The following is a 23568-nucleotide window of genomic DNA, read 5'->3' as shown; positions in this document are numbered from 1 at the left end:
TGATCAAGACCTGCGACCAAGGACGTGCCCGTGGATGGTGGTGGCCTCGGCGGCCTGCTGTTGCCCCTGTTGTTCCTCGTCGTGCTCTACCTGCTGCTGATCCGCCCGCAGCAGAAGCGGCAGAAGGCCCACCAGCGACAGGTGGCCGACCTCCAGGTCGGTGACGACGTCGTCACCATCGGTGGTCTGCACGGCCGTATCACGGCGCTCAGCGACGACGCGATGGATCTGCTGGTGACCGACGACGTGGTCCTCCGCTTCCAGCGCAGCGCGCTCGCGCGCGTCGTGCGCGACGAGCCGGAGACGGCGTGAGCGACGAGCAGCAGTCGCTGGACCCGGCCGCCGCCGAGCGCGAGGCCGCACCGGCCCCGCCCGACGCGGCCGAGGTCGAGCGTCCCGAGCAGCTCACGGATCCGGCCAGCTTCATCGCCGAGTCCGCCGAGGCGGCCCTGGTGCGCGGCATGGACGCGACCGACGCGGTGGCGGAGGCAGCGGAGGTCGCGCTCGACGCCGAGCGCCGCACCGGGGGACCGGTCGACATCCTCACGCGCCTGCAGTCCGACGAGGTCGTCAGCGCCTTCATCAAGCTCTCGGACCAGTTCCTCGACGCGCAGGGCTTCACCGAGCACGGCTTCCGCCACGCCAACCTGGTCGGCCGGATCGCGCACAACGTGCTGCTGCATCTCGGCGCCGACCGGGAGCTGTGCGACCTGGCCGCCGTCGGTGGCTACCTGCACGACGTCGGCAACGTGGTCAGCCGCATGAACCACGGGCTGTCGGGGGCGTGGATCGCCTACGACGCGCTGCGGCGGCTCGAGGTCGACCCCTACCGGATCGGCCTGGTCCTCTCCGCCATCGGCAACCACGAGGAGCAGTACGGGTCCTCGATCGGTCCGGTCGGGGCCGCGGTCATCCTGGCCGACAAGGCCGACGTGCACCGCAGCCGGGTGCGCAAGGGCGCCGACACGGCCACCGACATCCACGACCGCGTCAACGACGCGGTCACGCACTCGTTCCTGCGCGTGGACGCGGAGCGTGCGACCATCACGCTGGAACTGGAGCTCGACACGGACCGTTCGACGGTCATCGAGTACTTCGAGATCTTCCTGGAACGCATGGTGATGTGTCGCCGCGCCGCGCGCACGCTCGGGTGCGAGTTCCGCATCACCGCCAACGGCGTGCCGCTCGGCTGAGCGCCGCCGGTCCGACACTCGTAGGAACCGACGTGAACAAGCGGAGCCTGGTCGCCACGTTGACGGTGACTCTCCTCGTGGTGCTGCTCGCCGGCACCTACCTCGGGCTGGGCAACCGTCCCAACCTCGGGCTCGACCTGCAGGGCGGCATCAGCGCCATCTACACCGCGGAGATCGAGGGCGAGGAACCCGAGGAAGGGCTCGACGAGATCCTCGACCAGACCGTCGAGGTGATCCGCGCACGGGTCGACAGTCTCGGGGTCGCCGAACCCGACATCTCGCGGGCCGGCACGGACATCATCGTCCAGCTGCCGGGCATCTCCGACGCCGAACGCGTGCAGGAGATCATCGGCACCACGGCCCAGCTCGCCTTCCGCCCGGTCGAGGAGGTCATCCCGCCCGGAGCCCCGGCCCACGACGAGGGTCCGGACTGCTCCGCACCGATCGACGAGCGCGAGCAGCTCGCGTCGGACGAGTCCGGGATCCTGTGCGGTTCCCCGTTCGACGGCGCCACGCCGGGTGACCCGGCCGAGACGGCGGCGACCACCCCGGTCGACAAGTACCGGGTCGGCCCCGTGGCGTTGACCGGTGAGCGCATCGAGAACGCCTTCCCGACGCTCGGGCAGGGTGGCTTCGAGGTCACCCTCGAACTCGACAACCAGGGTGCGCAACAGTGGGCCGAGATCACCGGCGAGCTCGCCTGCGAACGTGACCAGGGACAGCCCGGCATGCTCGCCATCGTGCTCGACGACGTCGTCGAGTCCGCTCCCGGCATGAACCCCGGGGTCGCCTGCGGGGTCGGCATCACCGGCGGCACCGCCTCGATCACGACCGGCGGCGCCACCCAGGAGGAGCAGGAGGCCGACGCCGTCGACCTCGCGCTGATCCTGCGCACCGGCGCGCTGCCGATCAGCCTCGAGGCGGCCACCTTCGACGTCGTCTCGCCGACGCTCGGTACCGAGTCGCTGCGCTCCGGCCTGCTCGCCGGCGCGATCGGGCTCGCGCTGGTCGGCGTCTGGCTGCTGTTCTTCTACCGGGTCCTCGGCGTCGTCGCGCTGTCGGCCCTGGCGATCTTCGGCGTCGTGACCCTGTCGCTGGTGACGGCGCTGGGCACGGTCGGTTTCGCGCTCACCCTGGCGGGGATCGCCGGTCTGATCGTGGCGATCGGCATCACCGCCGACTCCTCGATCATCTTCTTCGAACGCATCCGTGACGAGGCCAACCTGGGCAAGACGGTGCGCACCAGCGTCAAGACCGCCTTCGCCTCGGCGTTCCGCACGAACCTGGCCGGCAACACCGTCACGCTGGCGGCCGCGGTCATCCTGTACTTCCTCGCCGTCGGCCCGGTCCGCGGCTTCGCCCTCATGCTCGGCATCGCCAGCGTCCTGGACATCCTCATCATGGTCGCCTTCACCCGCCCGCTGGTGTTCCTGCTCGCGGGAACCAAGCTGATGAATCGTCGGACGGTGCGCGCCGCCGAACCGGCCGTCGCGACCGCGGGGGTGCGCCGATGAGGACGCCGACCTTCGACTTCGTCGGACGCAGCCGCCTGTGGGCGATGATCTCCGGCACCCTGATCCTGATCAGCCTCGGCTCGCTCGGGATCGGCGGTCTCGACCTGTCGATCGACTTCGTCGGCGGGACCGCCTACCGCCTCGAGGGCATCGACCCCGGCACCACCTCGGGCGACCTGCGCGACGCCGCCGAGGACGCCGGCGCGGTCGACGTCATCCCGCAACTCCAGGGAGCGGGCGACGACCGGGGCGCACTGGTGCGCACCGACGCGATGGAACCGGGCAGCGAACAGGCCCTGGCCGTCGAGCAGGCGCTGGTCGAGGCCTCGGGGGCGGAGAACTCCACGATCAGCTTCGTCGGCCCGACCTGGGGCCAGCGGATCACCCAGCAGGCCCTCGAGGCCCTGCTGGTGTTCATGGTCGTGGTCGTGATCTACATCTCGTTCCGGCTCGAGTTCAAGATGGCGGTCGCCGCCGTCGTCGCGCTGGTCCACGACCTGCTGATCACCATCGGGTTGTACTCGCTGGTCGGGTTCAACGTCTCGCCGGCGACGGTGATCGCCCTGCTGACCATCCTCGGGTACTCGCTCTACGACACCGTGGTCGTGTTCGACCGGGTCAAGGAGAACGCGGTCCAGCTCGGGGAGCCCGGGCGGCGGACCTATGCGCAGCTGGTCAACGCCTCGATGAACGAGGTGCTGTACCGCTCGTTGAACACCTCGATCACCTCGGTGCTGCCGGTCGGCGCGCTGCTGCTCATCGGCTCGCAGCTGCTGGGCGCGACGACGCTGCAGGACCTCGCGCTCGCGCTGTTCGTCGGCATGCTCGTCGGCGTGTACTCGTCGCTGTTCGTCGCCGCGCCGTTCCTGTCGTGGTGGAAGATGCGTGAGCCCGAGCAGGTCCGGGCCGCCGAGCGCGAGGCCGAACGGCTCGAGCGCGGTGAGGACCCCGACGAGGACGTGCCGTCCGTGACGGCCAGCACCGAACGCCGCGCGCCGATCACGACCGACTACGTGCGTGGCGAGGGCAAGCGCAGGAAGCGACGCCGCTGACCTTCGCGGCCCGGCGACGCGTCGCGCGTCACGCGACACCCCGCACCGGCGGCAACCGGCCGAACGTTCGACGGCGTGGTCCGGCGCCCGACAGGAGCAGTGCAGTGGAGATCCAACTCGACCCGGCCGTGCTCGCCGACAAGGTCCGTGACGTCCCCGACTACCCCAAGCCGGGCGTGGTCTTCAAGGACGTGACACCGCTGCTGGGCGACCACGTCAGCTTCTCGACCGCCGTCGACTGGCTGGTCACCCGCTTCGGGCGCGGCACGGTCGACAAGGTCGTGGGCATCGAGGCCCGCGGGTTCATCCTGGCCGCCCCGGTCGCCTACCACTTCGGTGCCGGGTTCGTCCCGGCCCGCAAGACCGGCAAGCTCCCGGGCGAGACGGTGTCGGTCACCTACGAGCTCGAGTACGGCCACGAGACGCTCGAACTGCACCGCGACGCGATCGCGCCGGGGGAGCGGGTGCTCATCGTCGACGACGTGCTCGCCACCGGCGGGACGGCCGCGGCCACCGTCGGCCTCGTCGAACAGCTCGGTGGTCAGGTCGTCGGACTCGGGTTCCTGATCGAGCTCGGCTTCCTCGAGGGTGCGAAGCGGCTCACGCACGATCACGTGTCCCTGCTCACGTACTGATCTCTCTTCCCGCCGGTTCCTCAGCGACCGGGGAGCGGGGCCGGTCACGCGTCGAGGGCCGAACGGTCTCCGGCGGGCGGCGCAGCTCCGGGTCGGCGCGCGGCCTGAGGGAGTCGCCGCCGGTTCCTCAGCGACCGGGGAGCGGGGCCGGTCACGCGTCGAGGGCCGAACGGTCACCGGCGGCGGCGCAGCTCCGGGTCGGCGCGGCCTGAGGGAGTCGCCGCCGTTCCTCAGCGACCGGGGAGCGGGGCCGGTCACCGGCGACGGGCGCGGACGGGGGGTCGGGCGGTGCTGGGTACAGTGGACGTCGGCGAGAGCAGAGGTGGACGAGCTGGCGCAGGAGTCGGGTACCGGGATCGAGCAGGGACGTGAGACGCGTCCCGTGCCTCGGCCGGCGCGCCCGTCGGGCGTGCTCGGCGTGTTCTCCCGCCTGCCGATCGGACGCGAACAGGTCCCGCCCGAACTCGAGGGGCTCGCTGCCGCCATCCGGGCCTCCACCCGGGCCGACGTCCGTGAGGTGGTCCGCGCCTACCGCTTCGCGGAGCTGATGCACGAGGGGCAGCGCCGCAAGTCCGGTGAGGCCTACATCACCCATCCGGTCGCCGTCGCCACCGAGCTCGCGACGCTCGGACTGGGTACGCCGACGCTGGCCGCCGCGCTGCTGCACGACACCGTCGAGGACACTCCGGCGACCCTCGAGGACATCCGCGAGGGCTTCGGCGAGGAGGTCGCCCACCTCGTCGACGGGGTCACCAAGCTCGACCGACTGCAGGTCGAGTCCAAGCAGCAGCAACAGGCCGAGACGCTGCGCAAGATGATCCTGGCGATGGCCCGCGACATCCGGGTGCTCGTCATCAAGCTCGCGGACCGGCTCCACAACATGGAGACCATCGGGCACATGCCGCGCGAGAAGCAGAAGCGGATCGCGCAGGAGACGCTCGACATCTATGCGCCGTTGGCGCACCGCCTCGGTATGCAGAACTTCAAGCTGCGGCTCGAGGACCTCGGCTTCCGGACCCTGCACCCCAAGCGCTACGACGAGATCGTGGCGATGGTGGACGACCGCAACCCGGAACGCGAGGCCTACATCGAGGAGGTGATGGCCGCCATCCGGGACCAGCTGCGCGAGCTCAAGGTGCGCGGCGAGGTCACCGGGCGTCCGAAGCACTACTACTCGATCTACGAGAAGATGGTGCTGCGTGGCAAGGAGTTCGACGAGATCTACGACCTCGTCGCGGTCCGCGTCATCGTCTCGTCGGTGCGCGACTGCTATGCCGTCCTCGGCCAGCTGCATGCGGCCTGGCGTCCCGTCCCGGGACGCTTCAAGGACTACATCGCGATGCCGAAGGTCAACCTCTACCAGTCGTTGCACACCTCGGTGATCGGTCCGAAGGGTCGCCCGCTCGAGGTGCAGATCCGCACCCGTGCGATGCACGAGACGGCGGAGTTCGGCGTCGCGGCCCACTGGAAGTACAAGGACGGTGCCCGCGGCAACGACGGCGAGGCCGGCCAGGCCGGTGACCTGCCCTGGATCGAGCAGCTGCTCGAGTGGCAGCAGGAGGTGCAGGAGCCGGGCGACTACCTCGAGTCGCTCAAGATCGACCTCTACCAGGACGAGGTGTTCGTCTTCACCCCCAAGGGTGAGGTCATGGGCCTGCCGGCCGGCTCCACGCCGATCGACTTCGCCTACGCCGTGCACACCGAGGTCGGGCACCGCTGCATCGGTGCCCGCGTCAACGGGCGGCTCGTGCCGCTCGACCACCAGCTGGTCAACGGTGACAGCATCGAGGTGCTGACCTCCAAGGCCGAGGACGCCGGCCCGTCGCGCGACTGGTTGCAGGTCGCCGCCTCCACCCGCGCCCAGTCGAAGATCCGGGCCTACTTCAACCGGGAACGCCGCGAGGACGCGATCACCCGCGGTCGCGACGCGATCACCCGCGCGTTGCGCCGCAAGGGCATCAGCTACGCCCGGGCGATGGCGGCCGGCGACCTCACCGAGGTCGCCCGGGGTCTGTCGTACAAGAACGTCGAGGCGCTGTTCCGCGCCGTCGGCGAGAGCCACATCAGCGCCGCCACCGTGGCTCAGCAGGTCCTCAACGAGCTGACCGAGGTCGAACAGGACCCGGCCGAGGAGCTGCCCCGCACGCCCAGCGCGTCCCCGATCCGGCTCTCACGCGGGAGCGGGGACGACGTCAAGGTCGAGGGCGACAGCGGCATGCTGGTCAAGCTGGCCCGTTGTTGCACGCCGGTGCCGGGTGACGAGATCATCGGCTTCGTCACGCGCGGCCGGGGCGTGTCGGTGCACCGTGCCGACTGTTCCAACGTCGGGGACCTCGAGAACGAGCCGGAGCGGTTCGTGCCGGTCGACTGGTCGGGCGAGGTCACGGCCAACTTCCTCGTGTCGGTGCAGATCGAGGCACTCGACCGCAAGCACCTGCTGCGTGACATCACCGCGGTGCTCGGTGACCTGCACATCAACATCACCTCGGCGCAGGTCGCCACCCGCAAGGACCGCGTCGCCGTGCTGCGCTTCTCCTTCGAGCTCGGCGACCCGACGCATCTCGAGTACGCCCTGCGCAGCGTGCGCCGGGTCGACGGTGTCTACGACGCCTACCGGGTGATCCCGCAGACCAGCAACCGGTGACGCGCGCGCCGAAGGTCGTCCCCTGAGCCGGGCGGTCTAGGCTCCGACCTCCGCGCGCCCGTACCCGTCCGAGGCCCACATGACCGACCGTTTCATCCTCGGTGTCCCGCTGGGCCGCTGGCAGACCAACTGCTGGATCGTCGGCGACCGTGGCCGCGGGTCGGCGGTCGTCGTCGACCCGGGTGAGCACGGCGCGGAGCAGGTGCCAGGCCTGTTGGAGCGGGCCGGTGTGCGTTGCGAGGCGATCCTGCTCACGCACGGGCACCTCGACCATGCCTGGGCGGTGCCGGAGCTGGCCCGTTCGCTCGAGACGCCGGTGCTGTTGCACGCCGACGACCGCTGGTTGTGGGACGATCCCGCCGCGGCCTTCGGGGCGCCACCCGAACTGCTCGAGCAGCAGTTCGGCCTGCGTTGGGACCCCCCGGACGAGTACCTGCGCGAGCTCCGTGACGGTGCCCGGCTGTCCTTCGCCGGCCTCCGGTTCGACGTCCGCCACAACCCCGGGCACACGCCCGGCCACGTGACCTACCTCGGCCGGGAGCTCGCGGACACGCCCGTCACCTTCGCCCTCGGCGACGCCGAGGTGGCGACCGAGGACGTGCTGTTCTCCGGCGACCTGCTGTTCGCCGGGTCGATCGGTCGCACCGACTTCCCGCGCGGGTCCACGGACGACATGTGGCGCTCGCTCACGGACACGGTGCTGCCGCTCGACGACGACACCCTGGTGCTGTGCGGCCACGGGACCGACACGACGGTCGGTCACGAGCGCGCGACCAACCCGTTCCTCCGTCAGCTGCCCGGCGTCGGCTCCCGCTGAGCTCGACACGTGGGAACCGGAGGGCACGACGAACGGGCGGCGTGACCTCGTCGGGGGTCGTGCCGAGCGCGGTGCGCACCGGGGCGCCGATGCCCGACACGAGCAGGTAGGAACGCCGCTGGTCGGTCGCGGGGCGCTGGAGGAGGCGCCCCGCGAGCGACCCTCGTCCACTCCCGCAGCCAGCGCCAGCGGCGGAGCGCGGGACCGGACCGTGCGCAGGTGGTCGGCGGACTCGTCGTGCCGACGAGCCGGCCCGCAGGGCCCCACCGACGGCTGGGGACCGCGGCGCTAGCCTCGCGGCGACGTGACGCCTGTCCGAGGCCGACGTCGCGGTCCGCCCCGTTGCCCGCGTCGGTCGTGCCGCCGCCCTCCGCCGAAGGTCGAGTACCCCGCCATGGCCACCATCGACGCCAACCCGCCGTCGGGCACGCGTGACTTCCTGCCCGCGGACGTGTCGCGACGCGAACGCGCCTTCGCGACCATCCGCCGGGTCTTCGGCGCCCACGGTTTCGAGCCGCTCGACACGCCCGCGTTCGAGCGCCTCGAGGTCCTCACCGGCAAGTACGGCGAGGAGGGTGATCAGCTCATCTTCAAGATCCTGCGCCGTGGTGAGCACGAGGCCACCGGTGAGGCCGACCTGGCGCTGCGCTACGACCTGACGGTCCCGCTCGCGCGGGTGGCCGCCCGCTACGGCTCGCAGCTGCCGATGCCGTTCAAGCGCTACCACGTCGCGCCGGTGTGGCGGGCCGACCGTCCCGGCAAGGGCCGCTACCGCGAGTTCTTCCAGTGCGACGTGGACACGGTCGGCTCGGACTCGCTGGTGGCCGACGCCGCCACGCTGCACGCGGTGACCGATGTGCTCGACCAGCTCGGGCTGTCCGGCTTCCGGGTGCAGCTCAACTCCCGCAAGGCGCTGCACGGCCTGGTCGAGGCCTACGGTGTGCCCGAGGCGCTCGAGGGATCGACGCTGGTGGCGCTGGACAAGCTCGACAAGATCGGATTGGACCGGGTCGCCGGCGAACTGCTCGAACGCGGGGTGCCGTCCGACGCCGTCGACGCGCTGGCGGGTGACCTCGCCGCGACCGACCTCGTCGACCGCGTCCGCGGCCGACTCGAGCGGACCGATCGCGGCCGCGCCGGGCTCGCCGAGGTCGACCGGGTGCTCGAGCTGGTCGGGACGGTTCCCGGTGGGGACATCGCCTTCGCGCCCGTGCTCGCCCGCGGGCTCACCTACTACACCGGCCCGGTCTTCGAGGTCGTGCACGACGGTCTCGACGCCACCATCGCCGGTGGTGGCCGCTACGACGGGCTGATCGGGATGTTCCAGGGCCAGGACGTGCCGGCGACCGGTGGGTCGCTCGGCATCGAGCGGATCCTGCTGCTGCTCGAACGACAGGATGCCGGGCGTCGCTCCGGTCCCGACGTGCTGGTCACCGTCCTCGACGAGGACGGTGCGACCGACGCGATGGCGCTGGCCCAGCGCCTGCGTGGCCAGGGCTTCTCGACCGATCTCTACGTCGGTGGCGGCAAGCTCGGCAAGCAGCTCAAGCACGCCGACCGGCGGGCGGCCCGCGTCGCCCTGATCCGCGGGGCCGACGAGCGCGCCGCCGGTACGGTCGCCGTCAAGCACCTGGCCTCGGGGGAGCAGACCACCGTCGCCGAGGCCGACCTCGCCGACCACCTCGCCCGCCTGCTGGCCGACTGAGCGCCCCGGCGCGCCGTCCCCGATCGCGGGCGGCGACGACCCGCACCCCTTTCGACTCCACACGAGGACCTCGACGTGAGCATCACCCCCTTCGGCGCCCTGCGCAGCTCCGGTGCCGGCACCCTGCGTGCCGAGCACGCCGGCGAGACCGTCACCGTGGCCGGCTGGGTCGACACCCGCCGTGACCACGGGGGCGTGGCCTTCCTGGACCTGCGCGACCGCAGCGGCGTCCTCCAGGTCGTCGCCGACACCGGCGCCGGGGAGGACGGCGGGACCGGGCCGGCCGGCGGGGCGCTCGAGGCAGCGCACCGCGTGCGCACCGAGTGGGTGGTCCGGGTGACCGGCACCGTCCGCGCGCGTCCCGAGGGCATGCGCAACGACCGGCTCGCGACCGGCGACGTCGAGCTGGCCGCGACGTCGATCGAGGTGCTCTCGGAGGCGCAGACGCCGCCGTTCCCGGTCGAGGACGACGTCGAGGTCGCCGAGGAACGGCGACTGCACCACCGCTACGTCGACCTGCGCCGGCCGAAGATGCTGCGCAACCTCCAGGTCCGGGCCCAGGTGATCTCGATCATCCGACGGGTCATGGAGCGGCACGGCTTCATCGACGTCGAGACGCCGCAGCTGACCCGTCCGACGCCCGAGGGCGCGCGTGACTTCCTCGTGCCCTCGCGCCTGCAGCCCGGCACGACCTACGCGCTGCCGCAGTCGCCGCAGCTGTTCAAGCAGCTGCTGATGGTCTCGGGCATCGAGCGCTACTACCAGATCGCCCGCTGCTTCCGCGACGAGAACCTGCGCGCCGACCGGCAGCCGGAGTTCACCCAGCTCGACCTCGAGCTGTCCTTCGGCGACGAGGAGGACGTCTACGCGCTGATGGAGGAGATGTTCGCCGAGATCTTCGCCGAGGTCCTCGACGTCGAACTGCCGACCCCGTTCCCGCGCCTGCGCTACGACGACGCGATGCGGCGCTTCGGGTCCGACAAGCCCGACCTGCGCTTCGCGATGGAGCTCGCCGACCTCGGCGAGGTGTTCGCCGACACCGAGGTGGGCGTGTTCCAGGGTGTGCTCGCGTCCGGCGGCGCCGTGGTCGCGCTCGCCCTGCCGCAGGGCGGTGAGCTGACCCGCCGCGAGTTCGACGCGTGGACCGAGTGGGCCAAGCGCCGCGGCGCCAAGGGCCTGGCCTGGGGCGTGGTCGAGGACGACGGCAGCCTGCGCAGCCCGCTGTCGAAGTTCATGTCGGACGAGGAGCTGGCCGGCGTCAAGCGCGAGACCGGCGCGCAGCCGGGCGACGCGGTGTTCTTCGGCGCCGGGCCGCGCTCGTTCGCCCGGCAGCTGATGGGGGCGCTGCGCGTCGCGCTCGCCGAGGACCGCGGGCTGATCGGGGAGGGCGGGACCGAACAAGGTCGCTGGGAGTTCGTCTGGGTGGTCGAGCCGCCGATGTTCGACCCGGCCGCCGAGTCCGACGACCCGACCGCGGCCACCTCGGCCGGCTGGGTCCCCAACCACCACCCGTTCACCTCGCCGGCGCCGGAGTTCCTCGACGACTTCGAGCAGCGGCCGGGCGAGGCGACCGCCCGCGCCTACGACATCGTCCTCAACGGCACCGAGCTGGCCTCCGGGTCGGTGCGTATCCACGACGCCGAGCTGCAGCGGCGGGTGTTCCGGTTCCTCGGCATCTCCGACGAGGCCGCCGAGGAGAAGTTCGGCTTCCTGCTGCGCGGGTTCTCCCACGGGGTGCCGCCGCACGCCGGCATCGCCCCGGGCATCGACCGCACCGTGATGCTGATCTGCGGCGAGAAGTCGATCCGTGAGGTCATCGCCTTCCCGAAGACCCAGACCGGCTCGGACCCGCTGACCGACGCGCCCGCGCCCTACGACCCCGACGCGCTGCGCGAGCTCGGTCTGCGCGAGCTGCCCAGGCCGAAGGCCGACTGACGCACCATGCCGCCGGGGCCGGCGGCGATCCGCCGGCCCCGGTTCGCGCGCGGGTGGCGACGCGTCAGTCCCAGCTGAGGCCGCCGCCGGTCTGGTACTCGGTGACGCGCGTCTCGAAGAAGTTCTTCTCCTTGCGCAGGTCCATCACCTCGCTCATCCACGGGAACGGGTTGTCGGTCACGCCGAACAGCGGCGCGAGCCCGAGCTGCGCACACCGCCGGTCGGTGATGAAGCGCAGGTAGGTCTCGCACGACGCGGCCGTGAGCCCGAGCATCCCGCGTGGCATCGTCTCGCGGCCGTAGACCACCTCGAGCTCGCACGCCTCGCCCAACATCGTGCGGATCTCGGCCTGGAAGGCCTGCGTCCACAGGTGCGGGTTCTCGAGCTTGATCTGGTTGATGACGTCGATGCCGAAGTTCAGGTGGATCGACTCGTCACGCAGGATGTACTGGTACTGCTCGGCGATGCCGACCATCTTGTTGCGTCGGCCCAGCGACAGGATCTGCGCGAAGCCGGTGTAGAACCACATGCCCTCGAACACGACGTAGAAGGCGAGCAGGTCACGCAGGAACGCCTGGTCCTTCTCGGTCGTGCCGGTGGTGAAGTCCGGGTCCTCGAGCGTCTGGGTGTACTGCAGCGCCCAGCTGTCCTTGTCGGCGATCGAGGGCACCTCGCGGTACATGTTGAACAGCTCGCCCTCGTCGAGCCCCAGCGACTCGCAGATGTACTGGAACGTGTGGGTGTGCACCGCCTCCTCGAAGGCCTGCCGCAGCAGGTACTGCCGACACTCGGGATTGGTGAGGTGGCGGTAGACGGCCAGCACGATGTTGTTGGCGACCAGCGACTCGGCGGTGGCGAAGAAGCCGAGGTTGCGCTGCAGCATCAGCCGCTCGTCGGCGGTCAGTCCGTCGGGGGAGCGCCACAGGGCGATGTCGGCCTGCATGGACACCTCGGTCGGCATCCAGTGGTTGTTGCAGCCGGCGAGGTACTTCTCCCACGCCCAGTGGTACTTGAGCGGCAGGAGTTGGTTGACGTCGGCACGGGCGTTGATCATCGCCTTCTCGGACACGTCGACGCGGCCGCCGGAGCGGTCGATCGCGCCGAGCCCGGAGGCGTTGGCGAGCACGGTGGGGTCGAGCGTGGACATGACGGGGCTCCTCACTGGCAGGCTTCGCAGTCCTGGTCGTCGACGGCGCACGCGGCGGTCGGGTCGGGCGCCGGCACGACGGGGGACACGGCGTTCAACTTGCCGTCCGTGCCGCGCAGCGTGGACTTCTCCACCGCCGTCCTGGACTGGGAGCGCAGGTAGTAGGTCGTCTTGCAGCCGTGGCGCCACGCCGCCCGGTACAACTCGTCGAGCTGCCGGCCGTTGGGCTCGGCCACGTAGAGGTTGAGCGACTGGGCCTGGTCGATCCACTTCTGGCGTCGGGCCGCGGCGCGGACCAGCCACATCGGGTCGAGCTCGAACGCGGTCGCGAACCGCTCCTTGACCTCGTCCGGGATGCGGGCGATGGGGCCGAGCTGCCCGTCGAAGTACTTCAGGTCGCCGACCATGACCTCGTCCCAGAGCCCGCGGTCCTTGAGCTCGGCGACCAGGTCGGCGTTGACCACGGTGAACTCGCCGGACATGTTCGACTTCACGTACAGATTGCGGAACAGCGGCTCGATCGACGGGTTCACGCCGGCGATGTTGGCGATGGTCGCCGTCGGGGCGATCGCCATCACGTTGGAGTTGCGCATCCCCGACGTCCGCACCCGCTCGCGCAGCGCGTCCCAGTCGAGGGTCGTCGAGCGGTCCAGCTCGACGTCACCGTCGCGCGCCTGTGCCAGCAGTTCGAGCGAGTCGATGGGCAGCACGCCCTGGGACCACAGCGACCCCTCGAAGCTCGCGTAGCTGCCGCGTTCTACCGCCAGGTCGTTCGACGCGCTGATCGCGGCGTGGCTGATCAGCTCCATGGACCGGTCGGCGAACGTGACCGCCTCCTCGCTGGCGTAGGGCAGCCCCAGGGTCGTCAACGCGTCGGCGAACCCCATCAGGCCCAACCCGATCGGGCGGTGACGCCGGTTGGAGCGTTCGGCGGCGGGGATCGTGTAGAGGTTGATGTCGATGACGTTGTCGAGCATGCGCACGGCGGTGGTGACGGTGCGCCGCAGCCGCTCGACGTCGATGCCCTCGGCGGTGACGTGCCGGGCCAGGTTCACCGAGCCGAGGTTGCACACCGCCACCTCGGCGTCGGATGCCGCCGCGGGTCCGGGTCGCGTCGCCACCGTGTTGAGGGTGATCTCGGTGCACAGGTTGGAGCTGTGCACGACCCCGGTGTGCTGCTGCGGCGAACGCAGGTTGCAGGGGTCCTTGAAGGTGATCCACGGGTGACCGGTCTCGAACAGCATGGTGAGCATGCGGCGCCACAGGTCCTTGGCTCGCACCCGACGGTGCACGGTCAGCTCGCCGCGCTCGGCGGCGGCCTCGTAGGCCTCGTAGGCGCGGGCGAAGTCCTTGCCGTAGCGGTCGTGCAGGTCCCCGACCTCGTCGGGGGAGAACAGCGTCCAGTGCGCGTCGGCCTCGACCCGCTGCAGGAACAGGTCGGGCACCCAGTTTGCGGTGTTCATGTCGTGGGTGCGGCGGCGGTCGTCACCGGTGTTCTTGCGCAGGTCGAGGAACTCCTCGACGTCGATGTGCCAGGTCTCGAGGTAGGCGCACACGGCCCCCTTGCGCTTGCCGCCCTGGTTGACCGCGACGGCGGTGTCGTTGGCGATCTTGAGGAACGGCACGATCCCGCTGGAGCGGCCGTTGGTGCCCGTGATCCAGGCACCCGTGCCGCGGACCGGCGTCCAGTCGTTGCCGAGGCCGCCGGAGTACTTCGCCAGCAGCGCGTTGTCCTTGATCGCACCGAAGATGCCGTCGAGGTCGTCCTCGACGGTGGTGAGGAAGCACGACGACAGCTGGGGGCGCGTCGTGCCGGCGTTGAACAGCGTCGGCGTGGAGGCCAGGAAGTCGAAGCTGGAGAGCAGCTCGTAGAACTCGATCGCGCGGGCGTCGCGGTCGCCGGGCTCCTGCTCGGCCAGCCCCATCGCGATCCGCAGGAAGAACGTCTGCGGCAGCTCGAAGCGCACGTCGGCGTCGTGCAGCAGGTAGCGGTCGTAGAGCGTCTGCAGGCCGAGGAAGGTGAACTGCAGGTCACGTTCGGGGCGGATCGCGTCGCCGAGCCGGTCGAGGTCGAACTCGGCCAACACCGGGTCCAGCTGTCCCGTGGCGATGCCACGCTGCACGGAGGCGCGCAGCACGTCGCCGTAGCGCCGCCCGAGCTCGGCCTGGGTCGCCTCGGTGGGTGTCCCGACCAGGGTCGTCAGCACCTCGCGGCGCAGTTCGTCGAGCAGCAGGCGGGCGCTGACGTAGGTGTAGGCCGGCTCCGTCTCGACCAGCGAGCGCGCGGCCAGGACCAGGGCCTGGGACAGCTCCCGGCGGGCGATGCCGTCGTAGAGGTTGCGCACCGCCTCGTCCACGACCCGCTGCGCGTCGACGTCCTCGAGGCCCTCGCAGGCCTCCGCCACGACCTGCGCCAGCCGGGCGGTGTCGAGCGGCGCGCGGCCGCCGTCGTCGTCGGTGACGTGCAGCGCGTCGGTGGCGGCATCGGTCGACGGCAGGGCGAGTCCACCCGGGGCGGTGGACGCGACGGAGGCGGCCGTGCGCGCCCGGGCGCGCGCCTCGCGGTAGAGGACGTACGCGCGGGCGACCTGCTGGTGGCCGGCACGCATGAGCGCCAGCTCGACCTGGTCCTGGATCACCTCGATGTGCAGGACGTCGCCGGGACCGACGTAGCGGACCAGTGCGCGCTGGACGGCGTCGGTGAGGGCGTCCACCTCGGCGCGCACGCGGCTGGAGGCGGCGGCCTCGTCGCCCTCGACGGCGAGGAAGGCCTTGGTCAGCGCGACGGCGATCTTGGTGGCGTCGAAGGCGACGACGGTGCGGTCGCGGCGGACGACGAGCACGTCGTCGACCGGGCCGGCATCCGGACGGGTGGGCGGACGGTCGGCCCCGGCGGGGCCGGTGTCGGGCAGCGTGAGCGTGGTCACGGTTCTCTCCTCGTGAACCTCGGACCGGAAGGCCGTGGGTCACGGGGAGGGGCGACGAGCCGCCGACACCGCGGACGACTCGGTCACCGGGTGCACGAGGTCTGCGGGTCGCGTGTGCTCGGGGACCCTCCCTCGAGGTCCCGTGGCCGCGCCACGACGGGCGTCGCGACGCGTCGCTGGCAGGTCTTCGGACTCACGAGCCGTGTCGCCGTCGACACCTGGCGGGTGTCGGGCGGGGGCCTACTGGCGACCGCTTCCCAGGACGCAGGTGCGTCCCAGTGCTGCTCCCGTTGCCCGGCCGGTTGCCGGGGGCGGGGGTCGCGTTCGTTCTCGTTCACCGCTGCGGGGCAGTCCCGGAGTTCCACCGGGTTCCCTGTTGCCTCGGCGTCCACCCCCGGTCGGGGCGGACGTCGAACCAACGACGCGGCTGACCCTAGGACAGCCGTGTAGTTCGACGCAAGTACTTCGCCGCAAGATGTGGCCGTTCCCCGCCCGTTGTGGCACAACATCTGGTGGTCCAGCGCCGGGTGGAGGACGCACGCACGGCTGCGCGGGAGCGACCACCCCGGCACCACCGTGCGCGCCGGTACCGTGCGCACGATGAGCGGCCAGCTGTTCGACGACGCGCCGGCGACCCCGGCGTCGCTCGGCCCCGGCGTGGCCGCGGACCGCTCGCGCCCGTCCACGGTGCCCGCGGGCATGCCGCTGGCCGCCCGCCTGCGTCCACGCAACCTCGACGAGTACGTCGGCCAGCTCGACGCGCTCGGGCCCGGCAAGCCGCTGCGGGCCATGCTCGACCAGGGCGAGTTGCGTTCGCTGCTGCTGTGGGGACCGCCGGGCGTGGGCAAGACCAGCCTGGCGACCGTGATCGCCGCCCACGTCGACGCGTCGTGGACCGAGCTGTCCGCCGTCACGGCCGGCGTCAAGGACGTCCGCCGCATCGTCGACGAGGGCCGCGGCCGACTCGAGCTGCGGGGTCGCCGCACGGTGCTGTTCGTGGACGAGATCCACCGTTTCAACAAGTCCCAGCAGGACGCGCTGCTGCCGGGCGTCGAGGCCGGTTGGGTGACGCTCATCGGCGCGACGACCGAGAACCCGTTCTTCGAGCTCAACCCGCCGCTGCTCTCGCGCTGTCAGCTCGTGCGGCTGCAGACGCTGACCGACGAGGACCTGCGTGTGCTGCTCCAGCGGGCCGTGGCCGACCCGGAGCGGGGCTTCGGCGGGCGGGTCGCGCTCGCCGACGACGCCGTCGCCCACCTCGTCCACGTCGGCGACGGCGACGCGCGTGCCGCGCTGACGGCCCTGGAGATCGCGGCGGCGGCCGCCGGCGTCACCCGCCCCGGCAGCGACGGCCCCAGCGCCGAGCTGAGCCTCGCCGACGTCGCCGACGCGATGCAGCGGTTCCGCTACGACAAGGCGTCGGACCACCACTACGACATCGTCAGCGCGTTCATCAAGTCGCTGCGCGGCTCGGACCCGGACGCGGCCGTCTACTGGCTGCTGCGGATGCTCGAGGGCGGGGAGGACCCCCGCTTCGTCGCCCGCCGCATGGTGATCTTCGCCTCCGAGGACGTCGGGCTGGCCGACCGGCAGGCGCTGCCGCTGGCCGTCGCGGCCTTCGACGCGCTCGACAAGGTCGGGCTGCCCGAGGCCCGCTACGCGCTCACGCACGCGGCGATCGCGCTGGCCGTCGCCCCGAAGTCCAACAGCGTGACGCGCGCGATCGGCGCCGGCCTCGAGGCCGTGCGGCGGCACGGCAACGCCGCCGTACCCCCGCATCTGCGCGACGCCCACTACCGCGGCGCGCGGACCCTCGGGCACGGCGTCGGCTACGACTATCCTCACGACCACCCCAGCGGGTTCGCGCCCGGACAGCGGTACCTGCCCGACGAGCTGGGCGGGAGCCGGCTCTACGAGCCGTCCCGCCACGGCCACGAGGCAGCCGTTGCCGATCGCGTCGCCTCCCTGCGTCAGCAGGCACGCGGCCGACCCGCCGACAGCGACACCCGACCGGGAGACGAGCCGACGTGACCGTGAGCGACTGGGCGATCGTGGGCGCCGCACTGTTCTGGGCCGTCCTGGTCGTGGTGCTGTGCGTGCTGGTGCTGCGGGCGGTGAAGCTGCTCGACTCGGTGATCGGGACCGTAGGGCGCGTCACCGACGAGACGGTGCCGATCCTGCGCGGGGTCAACGAGACCGTCGCGGGCGTCAACGTCGAGCTGGCACGGGTGGACACCATCATGGCCGGGGTCCAGTCGATCACCGCCACGACGGACCGGGTGCTCGGGGTGGTGCACGCCACCCTGGCCAGTCCGCTGATCAAGGCCGCCGCCGTGGCCGCCGGGACCGCCCGGGCGGCCCGTTCGCTCCGCGACTGACCGAAAGCGACCAGCATGCGCGTCTTCACGCTCGCCGTCGGCCTCGGTGCCGGACTGCTGCTCGGTGCCTACGCCGTCCGCCGGTTCGACGCGGCCCGACAGGCCGCCTCACCGGTGCACGTCGCCGGCCGCGCGGGTCAGGCCGCCGGATCCTTCAGCGAACGGGTGCGGTTCGCCGCCGAGGAGGGCCGACGCGCCGCCCGCGACCGGGAGGCGGAGTTGCGCATCCGCTACCGCGTCCCGGACGTGACCGCCGCCACGGCACCGGCCGTCGGCGACTGACCGGACGGCTCGACCGTTGTCGCGCCCCCGACGCCCCCGGCGGGCCGCGGCGCACCCCCAGACCAGGACGACTGCGTTGGACTCCCTGAGCATCCGCAACACGTTCCTCGACTTCTTCGTCGAGCACGGACATCGCCGCTACGAGTCGGCCTCCCTGATCCCGCAGGACCCGACCGTCCTGCTCACCATCGCCGGGATGCTGCCGTTCAAGCCCTGGTTCATGGGTGACGCGACGCCGCCGACGCCACGCGCCACGAGCTATCAGAAGTGCGCGCGCACCAACGACATCGAGAACGTCGGACACACGACCCGCCACCTGACGTTCTTCGAGATGCTGGGCAACTTCAGCTTCGGCGACTACTTCAAGCGCGAGGCGATCCGCTGGGCCTGGGCGCTGTCCGTCGAGCACTACCGGCTCGACCCGGAGCGGATCTGGGTCACCGTCTACGAGGACGACGACGAGGCCGAGCAGCTGTGGCTGGCGGAGACCGACATCCCCGCCGCGAGGATCCAGCGGCTGGGTGCCGAGGACAACTACTGGTGGACCCACGCGGCCGGACCCGGCGGTCCCAACACGGAGCTGTACTACGACCGCGGTGAGGCCTACGGCCATGCCGGCGGCCCCGCGGTCGACGACGAGCGCTACCTCGAGTTCTACAACCTCGTCTTCATGCAGCACGAGCTCGACGACGCGGGCAACGTCCTCGGTCAGCTCCCGGCGTTGAACGTCGACACCGGCCTCGGGCTCGAGCGCATGGCCGTGCTGCTGCAGGGCGTGGACAACGTATTCGAGACCGACCTGTTCGCGCCGCTGCTGGCGCGGGCCGGGGAGCTGTCGGGCACGGCGTACGGTGAGGACGCCGAGCGCGACGTGTCCCTGCGGGTCATCGCCGAGCACGCCCGCACGTCCGCGTTCCTGATCGCCGACGGCGTGCTGCCCTCCAAGGAGGGCCGCGGCTACGTGCTGCGCCGCCTGATGCGCCGCGCCGTGCGCCACGGCCAGCTGCTGGGCATGGACATCGGCAGCTCCGGACAGCAGCTGCTGCTGCCGATGGTCGAACAGGTCATCGAACAGATGCGTCCGAGCTACCCGGACCTCGAGCGCCAGCGCAGCCTCATCACCCGTGTGGCCGGCGCCGAGGAGACCGACTTCGGGGCGCGCATCCGCCAGGGGCTCGAGCGCGTCGACCAGGCCATCACGTCCGCGCGATCCACGGGCGACGACGCCCCCGCCTTCCCCGGCGAGGTCGCGTTCGAACTGCACGACACGTTCGGGTTCCCGATCGACCTCACCGCCGAGATCGCCGCCGACGCCGGTCTCTCGCTCGACCGGGGCGAGTTCGACGCGCTCATGCAGCAGCAGCGGGAGCGGGCCCGGGCCGCCGCGAAGAAGGGGAGCGGCGGGATCCCGGCCGAGACGTACCGGGAGGCGGCCGCCCAGGTCGGCACCACCGACTTCCTCGGCTACCGGGGGCTGACCGCCGAAGCGGAACTGGGCGCGATCGTCACCGCCGGTGGCCTGCTGCACACCGCCGGGGAGGGGGACGAGGTCGAGATCGTCCTGCCGCGCACCCCCTTCTACGCCGAGGGCGGCGGACAGGTCGGCGACGTCGGTCTGCTCGAGACACCGACCGGCCGCCTGCAGGTGACCGACACCCAGGAGGCGATCGAGGGGCTGATCGTCCACCGCGCCAGGGTCGTGGCCGGGGAGGTCCGTCAGGGGCAACCGGTCGAGGCACACGTCGACCCCTCCCGTCGCGTCGCCACGGCCCGCAGCCACTCGGCGACGCACGTGCTGCACGCCACCATCAAGGAGTTCCTCGGCGACCACGCCCAGCAGGCCGGCTCGTTGGTGCAGCCCGGCCGGCTGCGGTTCGACTTCCCGCACTTCGAGTCGGTGTCGCGTGACCGGCTGGCGGAGATCGAGGGCTCGATCAACGAGCGGGTCCTGCGTGACCCGCACGTCCACACCGAGGTGATGAGCCTCGACGACGCCAAGAAGTCCGGCGCGGTGGCCAACTTCGGGGACAAGTACGGCCAGGTGGTCCGGGTCGTCACCATCGGGGAGTTCTCCAAGGAGCTGTGCGGCGGCACGCACGTGCCCTCGGGCGCCAAGATCGGCACGATCACGATCGTGCGCGAGGAGTCGATCGGCTCCAACACCCGCCGCATCGAGGCCCTCACGGGCGTCGACGCGTTCGGGTTCCTGTCCAAGGAGCGGATGGTCGCCGAGGAGATCGCCCGCCTGGTCGACGTGCCCAGCGACCAGGCCGTGGAGCGGGTCGGTGCCCTGCTCGACCGGCTCAAGGCGGCGGAGAAGGAACTCGCCAAGCTGCGTGGCGCCAATCTGTCGCAGGAGGCCAGGCGGATCGCCGACGAGGCGAGCCGCGAGGACGGGCTGGCGGTGGTCGTCACGCGCGCCGACGGCCTGGCGCACGACGACCTGCGGCGCCTGGCGACCGAGATCCGCAACCACCTCGCCGAGCGGGCGGTGATCGTGGTCGGTACCGCGACCGACGAGGGCAAGGCCCAGCTCATCTGTGCGGTGTCGGCCGATCTCGCCGCGGCCGGTGTCGAGGCCCGCCCCATCCTGCACCCGGCGGCGCAGGTCGTGGGGGGTGGCGCCGGCGGCAAGGGCGACCTGGCCCAGGCTGGTGGCAAGCAGGGCGATCGGCTCGACGAGGCGCTGCAGGTCGCTGCCGGCGAGGCCCGTGCGGCGGCCGCCGCGAGCCGATGATGGGCTACGAGCTCGGCAAACGTCGCTCCGACGAGCTCCCGACCTCCGGCCGGCTGCTGGCGATCGACCTCGGTGAGGTGCGTATCGGCCTGGCGGTCTCCGACCCGACGCAGACGATCGCGTCGCCGTCCGAGACCCTCGAGGTCCCGCGCAACCAGGACGGTCCTGCGCTCGACGGCCTGGTCAACGCCGTCGGTCGGCACGAGGTCGCCGGCCTGGTGCTGGGCGAGCCCCGACAGCTCGACGGCAGCGAGGGAGCCCCGGCGCAGCGGGCGCGCTGGTTCGCCGAACGCCTGCGGAAGCGGACCGGCCTGCCGGTGGCGCTGTGGGACGAGCGCTTCACGACCACCGAGGCCGAACGGGTCATGCTCGCCCAGGACGCCTCCCGCGCGGACCGCCGGGCGAGCATCGACCGCGTGGCCGCCAGTCTGATCCTCCAATCGGTGCTCGAGGCGCAACGGCGGCGGCGTACCGGCTAGAACACGCACCGGCACGCCGGGCGCCACGGGGAAGACGAGCGGTCCAGCGCGGACCGCGGACGAACGACAAGGAGCGAGACGGTGGCGTTGAGCCGGGGCTCGAAGTGGTTCCTGGGGTTCCTCGGAGTCCTGGCCGTCGGCGTCGGGGTCGGGGTGGCCTGGCTCAACGACGCGCTGCCCGAACCGGGTGAGGGCGGGATCGAGGCCGGGCGACCGGTCGAGCTCACCGTCGAGTCGGGCGAGTCCGTACGCGCCGTCGGTGACCGGCTCGCCGACCTCGGGGTCATCCGCAACCCCACCACCTTCCGGATCGCCGCCGGCGACGCCGACCTCGCCACGCAGCTGCAACCGGGGGCCTACGACCTCGAGACCGGTATGGGCTCGGAGGCGGCGATCGACACCCTGATCGCCGGGCCGGTCCGCGGCGGTCCCGCGGGCCTGCGCTTCACGGTGCAGGAGGGACTGACGGTCGAACAGACCCTGGCGCGACTGGACGCACAGTTCGACGCGCACGACGAGGACGACTTCCGGGAGGTGCTCGACGAGCGGGTGGCGGCCGGGGCGAACGACCCGGGCGTGCTCGTGCTGCCGGACTGGGTGCCCGAGCCGGCCGAGATGCCCGAGGAGATCGTCGAACCCTTCGAAGGCCTGCTGTTCCCCGAGACCTACGAGGTCGCCGAGGACGCGACCCCGCTCGAGGTGCTCCAGCGCATGGTCGACCAGTTGGCGATCGTCGTCGAGGAGGTCCCAGCCGATCGGCGCGCCGACGCCGAACGACGTGGGCTCGACCGCTTCGAGGTCCTCACGCTGGCCAGCCTCGTCGAGCGCGAGACGCGGGTCGACGCGGAACGCCAGACGGTCGCCGGGGTGATCGAGAACCGGCTCGAGGAAGGCATGCGCCTGCAGATCGACGCCAGCGTCATCTACGCGGTCGGTGAGCCCCGGGACGTGGTCCTGCTCGAGGACCTCGAGGTCGAGCACCCGTACAACACCTACCTCGTGGACGGGCTGCCGCCAGGCCCGATCTCGGGCATGGGGCGGGCGTCGCTGCTGGCGGCCTTCGATCCCGAGGACGTCGCCTACCGCTACTACGTGCTGGCCCCGGAGTGCGACGGCAGCCACGAGTTCGCCGAGACCCTCGACGAGCACAATCGCAACGTGGCCGCCTTCCGCGAGGCGGGACGGTGCCAACAGGACGTGTCGGAGTGAGCGTCGCGGCCGGCGTGGGCGGCTGGCCGAGCGCGACCACGCGACCGGTCGTGCTGCTGGGTCGACCGGTCGCCCACTCGCTGTCCCCGGTGATGCACAACGCCGCGTTCCGCGCCGAGGGCCTGGACCTGGTCTACCTCGCCTGGCCGTGCCCGCCCGACGAGCTCGCAGCGGCCGTCCACACCCTCGGGGTGGTCGGTGGCGTCGGAGCCAACGTCACCGTGCCGCACAAGGAGGCGGTGGTGGCCCGGTGCGACCGGTTGACACCAGAGGCCGAGTCGATCGGCGCCGTCAACACGTTGGTGTTCACCGCCGATGGCCTGCTGGGGGACAACACCGACGCGGTGGGACTTCTCGAGGCGCTGCGACGTGACGTCGCGCCGCGGGCCGGCGACGAGGTGGTCGTCCTCGGGACCGGTGGCGCCGCCCGCGCGGCGGCGGTGGCGGTCGCTCGCCTGGCGGGGGCGTTGACGGTGGTCGGCCGCCGACCCGCGGCCGCAGCGTCGGTCGCTGCGGTAGGGGAGCGAGGCGGTGCTGTGCGGACGGCGGCGGTCGCGCTGGACGACGAGGCGATGGTGCGAGCGGCCGTGGCCAACGCGAGGATCGTGGTCAACGCCACCCCGCTCGGACTGCACGGCGAGTCGCTGCCGGCGCCGTTCTGCGCGCTCGGTGACGGGCAGATCGCCTACGACCTGCTCTACCCACGCGTGGCCGTCCCGGCCGGTCGGGAGGCGACGCCGTTCCTGCAGGCCGCTCGCGACCGTGGCGCGGACGCCCACCACGGGCTCGCCATGCTCGTCGGGCAGGCGGCGGTGTCCTTCGAGCGCTGGACGGACCGGCCCGCTCCCCACGGGGTGTTCCACGCCGCGGCGCTCGCGGCGCTCGGCGAGACCTGAGTCGTCCGCGCGCGCTTT

The 23568-nt window shown here is 71.7% G+C and carries 18 protein-coding genes and 1 riboswitch; of the genes, 16 read left to right on the top strand and 2 right to left on the bottom strand.

Annotated features, from left to right (window positions below; all coding sequences use genetic code 11):
- The first annotated feature begins 30 nt into the window (after nucleotides 1-30).
- The 9 genes from yajC (at nucleotide 31) to aspS (ending at nucleotide 11495) form a co-directional block, all read left to right on the top strand.
- Nucleotides 31-312 (top strand): preprotein translocase subunit YajC, encoded by a 282-nt coding sequence (yajC, locus tag ELR47_RS11000; protein WP_205745203.1) that lies wholly within the window; start codon nucleotides 31-33, stop codon nucleotides 310-312.
- Entirely contained in the window at nucleotides 309-1193 is an 885-nt protein-coding gene (locus ELR47_RS10995; protein ID WP_205745202.1) for an HD domain-containing protein, read from the top strand. Before yajC ends, ELR47_RS10995 begins: the two co-directional genes overlap by 4 nt.
- Nucleotides 1194-1225: 32 nt before the next feature.
- On the top strand, nucleotides 1226-2707 hold the full coding sequence (gene secD / locus ELR47_RS10990) for a protein translocase subunit SecD (RefSeq protein ID WP_165404010.1): 1482 nt from the start codon (nucleotides 1226-1228) through the stop codon (nucleotides 2705-2707).
- Nucleotides 2704-3759, top strand: coding sequence for a protein translocase subunit SecF (gene secF, locus ELR47_RS10985; protein ID WP_130649935.1), 1056 nt, complete (start codon nucleotides 2704-2706; stop codon nucleotides 3757-3759). Before secD ends, secF begins: the two co-directional genes overlap by 4 nt.
- 110 nt (nucleotides 3760-3869) lie before the next feature.
- Nucleotides 3870-4394 carry an adenine phosphoribosyltransferase gene (locus tag ELR47_RS10980; protein ID WP_130651340.1) on the top strand — a complete coding sequence of 175 codons (525 nt, stop codon included), beginning with the start codon at nucleotides 3870-3872 and terminating at the stop codon, nucleotides 4392-4394.
- A 322-nt stretch (nucleotides 4395-4716) separates the two neighbouring features.
- Nucleotides 4717-7038 carry a RelA/SpoT family protein gene (locus tag ELR47_RS10975; RefSeq protein ID WP_205745201.1) on the top strand — a complete coding sequence of 774 codons (2322 nt, stop codon included), beginning with the start codon at nucleotides 4717-4719 and terminating at the stop codon, nucleotides 7036-7038.
- Nucleotides 7039-7117: 79 nt separating this feature from the next.
- Nucleotides 7118-7855 (top strand): MBL fold metallo-hydrolase, encoded by a 738-nt coding sequence (locus tag ELR47_RS10970; RefSeq protein ID WP_130649934.1) that lies wholly within the window; start codon nucleotides 7118-7120, stop codon nucleotides 7853-7855.
- Between the two features lie 394 nt (nucleotides 7856-8249).
- Nucleotides 8250-9560: a histidine--tRNA ligase gene (gene hisS, locus ELR47_RS10965; RefSeq protein ID WP_130649933.1), complete on the top strand. Its 1311-nt coding sequence runs from the start codon at nucleotides 8250-8252 to the stop codon at nucleotides 9558-9560.
- A gap of 75 nt (nucleotides 9561-9635) precedes the next feature.
- Nucleotides 9636-11495, top strand: a complete 1860-nt coding sequence (aspS, locus tag ELR47_RS10960) for an aspartate--tRNA ligase (protein ID WP_229730610.1) — start codon at nucleotides 9636-9638, stop codon at nucleotides 11493-11495.
- 64 nt (nucleotides 11496-11559) lie between these two features.
- Here aspS and ELR47_RS10955 read toward each other — a convergent pair whose 3' ends face one another.
- Both ELR47_RS10955 and ELR47_RS10950 read right to left on the bottom strand, forming a co-directional pair.
- The gene (locus tag ELR47_RS10955) at nucleotides 11560-12642 is read right to left on the bottom strand and encodes a ribonucleotide-diphosphate reductase subunit beta (RefSeq protein ID WP_130649932.1); all 1083 of its coding nucleotides are present in this window, start codon (nucleotides 12640-12642) and stop codon (nucleotides 11560-11562) included.
- An 11-nt stretch (nucleotides 12643-12653) separates the two neighbouring features.
- Nucleotides 12654-15569 (bottom strand): ribonucleoside-diphosphate reductase subunit alpha, encoded by a 2916-nt coding sequence (locus ELR47_RS10950; RefSeq protein ID WP_165404009.1) that lies wholly within the window; start codon nucleotides 15567-15569, stop codon nucleotides 12654-12656.
- A gap of 161 nt (nucleotides 15570-15730) precedes the next feature.
- A riboswitch (cobalamin riboswitch) is annotated at nucleotides 15731-16004 on the bottom strand.
- 165 nt (nucleotides 16005-16169) lie between these two features.
- Here ELR47_RS10950 and ELR47_RS10945 point away from each other — a divergent pair.
- The 7 genes from ELR47_RS10945 (at nucleotide 16170) to ELR47_RS10915 (ending at nucleotide 23550) form a co-directional block, all read left to right on the top strand.
- Nucleotides 16170-17600, top strand: coding sequence for a replication-associated recombination protein A (locus ELR47_RS10945; protein WP_205745200.1), 1431 nt, complete (start codon nucleotides 16170-16172; stop codon nucleotides 17598-17600).
- Nucleotides 17597-17947, top strand: a complete 351-nt coding sequence (locus ELR47_RS10940) for a DUF948 domain-containing protein (protein ID WP_130649931.1) — start codon at nucleotides 17597-17599, stop codon at nucleotides 17945-17947. The genes ELR47_RS10945 and ELR47_RS10940 overlap by 4 nt, the downstream gene beginning before the upstream one ends.
- Before the next feature lie 15 nt (nucleotides 17948-17962).
- Nucleotides 17963-18229, top strand: coding sequence for a hypothetical protein (locus ELR47_RS10935; RefSeq protein WP_130649930.1), 267 nt, complete (start codon nucleotides 17963-17965; stop codon nucleotides 18227-18229).
- 76 nt (nucleotides 18230-18305) lie between these two features.
- Nucleotides 18306-20966, top strand: a complete 2661-nt coding sequence (gene alaS / locus ELR47_RS10930; RefSeq protein WP_130649929.1) for an alanine--tRNA ligase — start codon at nucleotides 18306-18308, stop codon at nucleotides 20964-20966.
- Nucleotides 20963-21445 carry a Holliday junction resolvase RuvX gene (gene ruvX / locus ELR47_RS10925; protein WP_130649928.1) on the top strand — a complete coding sequence of 161 codons (483 nt, stop codon included), beginning with the start codon at nucleotides 20963-20965 and terminating at the stop codon, nucleotides 21443-21445. The genes alaS and ruvX overlap by 4 nt, the downstream gene beginning before the upstream one ends.
- Nucleotides 21446-21526: 81 nt before the next feature.
- The gene (mltG, locus tag ELR47_RS10920) at nucleotides 21527-22654 is read left to right on the top strand and encodes an endolytic transglycosylase MltG (RefSeq protein WP_130649927.1); all 1128 of its coding nucleotides are present in this window, start codon (nucleotides 21527-21529) and stop codon (nucleotides 22652-22654) included.
- A complete protein-coding gene (locus ELR47_RS10915; protein ID WP_205745199.1) occupies nucleotides 22651-23550 on the top strand; it encodes a shikimate dehydrogenase family protein in 900 nt (299 codons plus the stop codon). The genes mltG and ELR47_RS10915 overlap by 4 nt, the downstream gene beginning before the upstream one ends.
- Nucleotides 23551-23568 lie beyond the last annotated feature (18 nt).

Source organism: Egicoccus halophilus (assembly GCF_004300825.1).
GTDB lineage: Bacteria > Actinomycetota > Nitriliruptoria > Nitriliruptorales > Nitriliruptoraceae > Egicoccus > Egicoccus halophilus.
Note: the sequence above shows the minus strand (reverse complement) of the source record. Positions and strands in the feature narration are given on the sequence as shown.

What these genes read in the sequence shown, in the direction of transcription:
- ruvX (WP_130649928.1), top strand. Translation starts at nt 20,963, where the DNA reads ATGATGGGCTACGAGCTCGGCAAACGTCGCTCCGACGAGCTCCCGACC.
- ELR47_RS10945 (WP_205745200.1), top strand. Translation starts at nt 16,170, where the DNA reads ATGAGCGGCCAGCTGTTCGACGACGCGCCGGCGACCCCGGCGTCGCTC.
- ELR47_RS10970 (WP_130649934.1), top strand. Translation starts at nt 7,118, where the DNA reads ATGACCGACCGTTTCATCCTCGGTGTCCCGCTGGGCCGCTGGCAGACC.
- hisS (WP_130649933.1), top strand. Translation starts at nt 8,250, where the DNA reads ATGGCCACCATCGACGCCAACCCGCCGTCGGGCACGCGTGACTTCCTG.
- ELR47_RS10955 (WP_130649932.1), bottom strand. Translation starts at nt 12,642, where the DNA reads ATGTCCACGCTCGACCCCACCGTGCTCGCCAACGCCTCCGGGCTCGGC.
- ELR47_RS10935 (WP_130649930.1), top strand. Translation starts at nt 17,963, where the DNA reads ATGCGCGTCTTCACGCTCGCCGTCGGCCTCGGTGCCGGACTGCTGCTC.
- secF (WP_130649935.1), top strand. Translation starts at nt 2,704, where the DNA reads ATGAGGACGCCGACCTTCGACTTCGTCGGACGCAGCCGCCTGTGGGCG.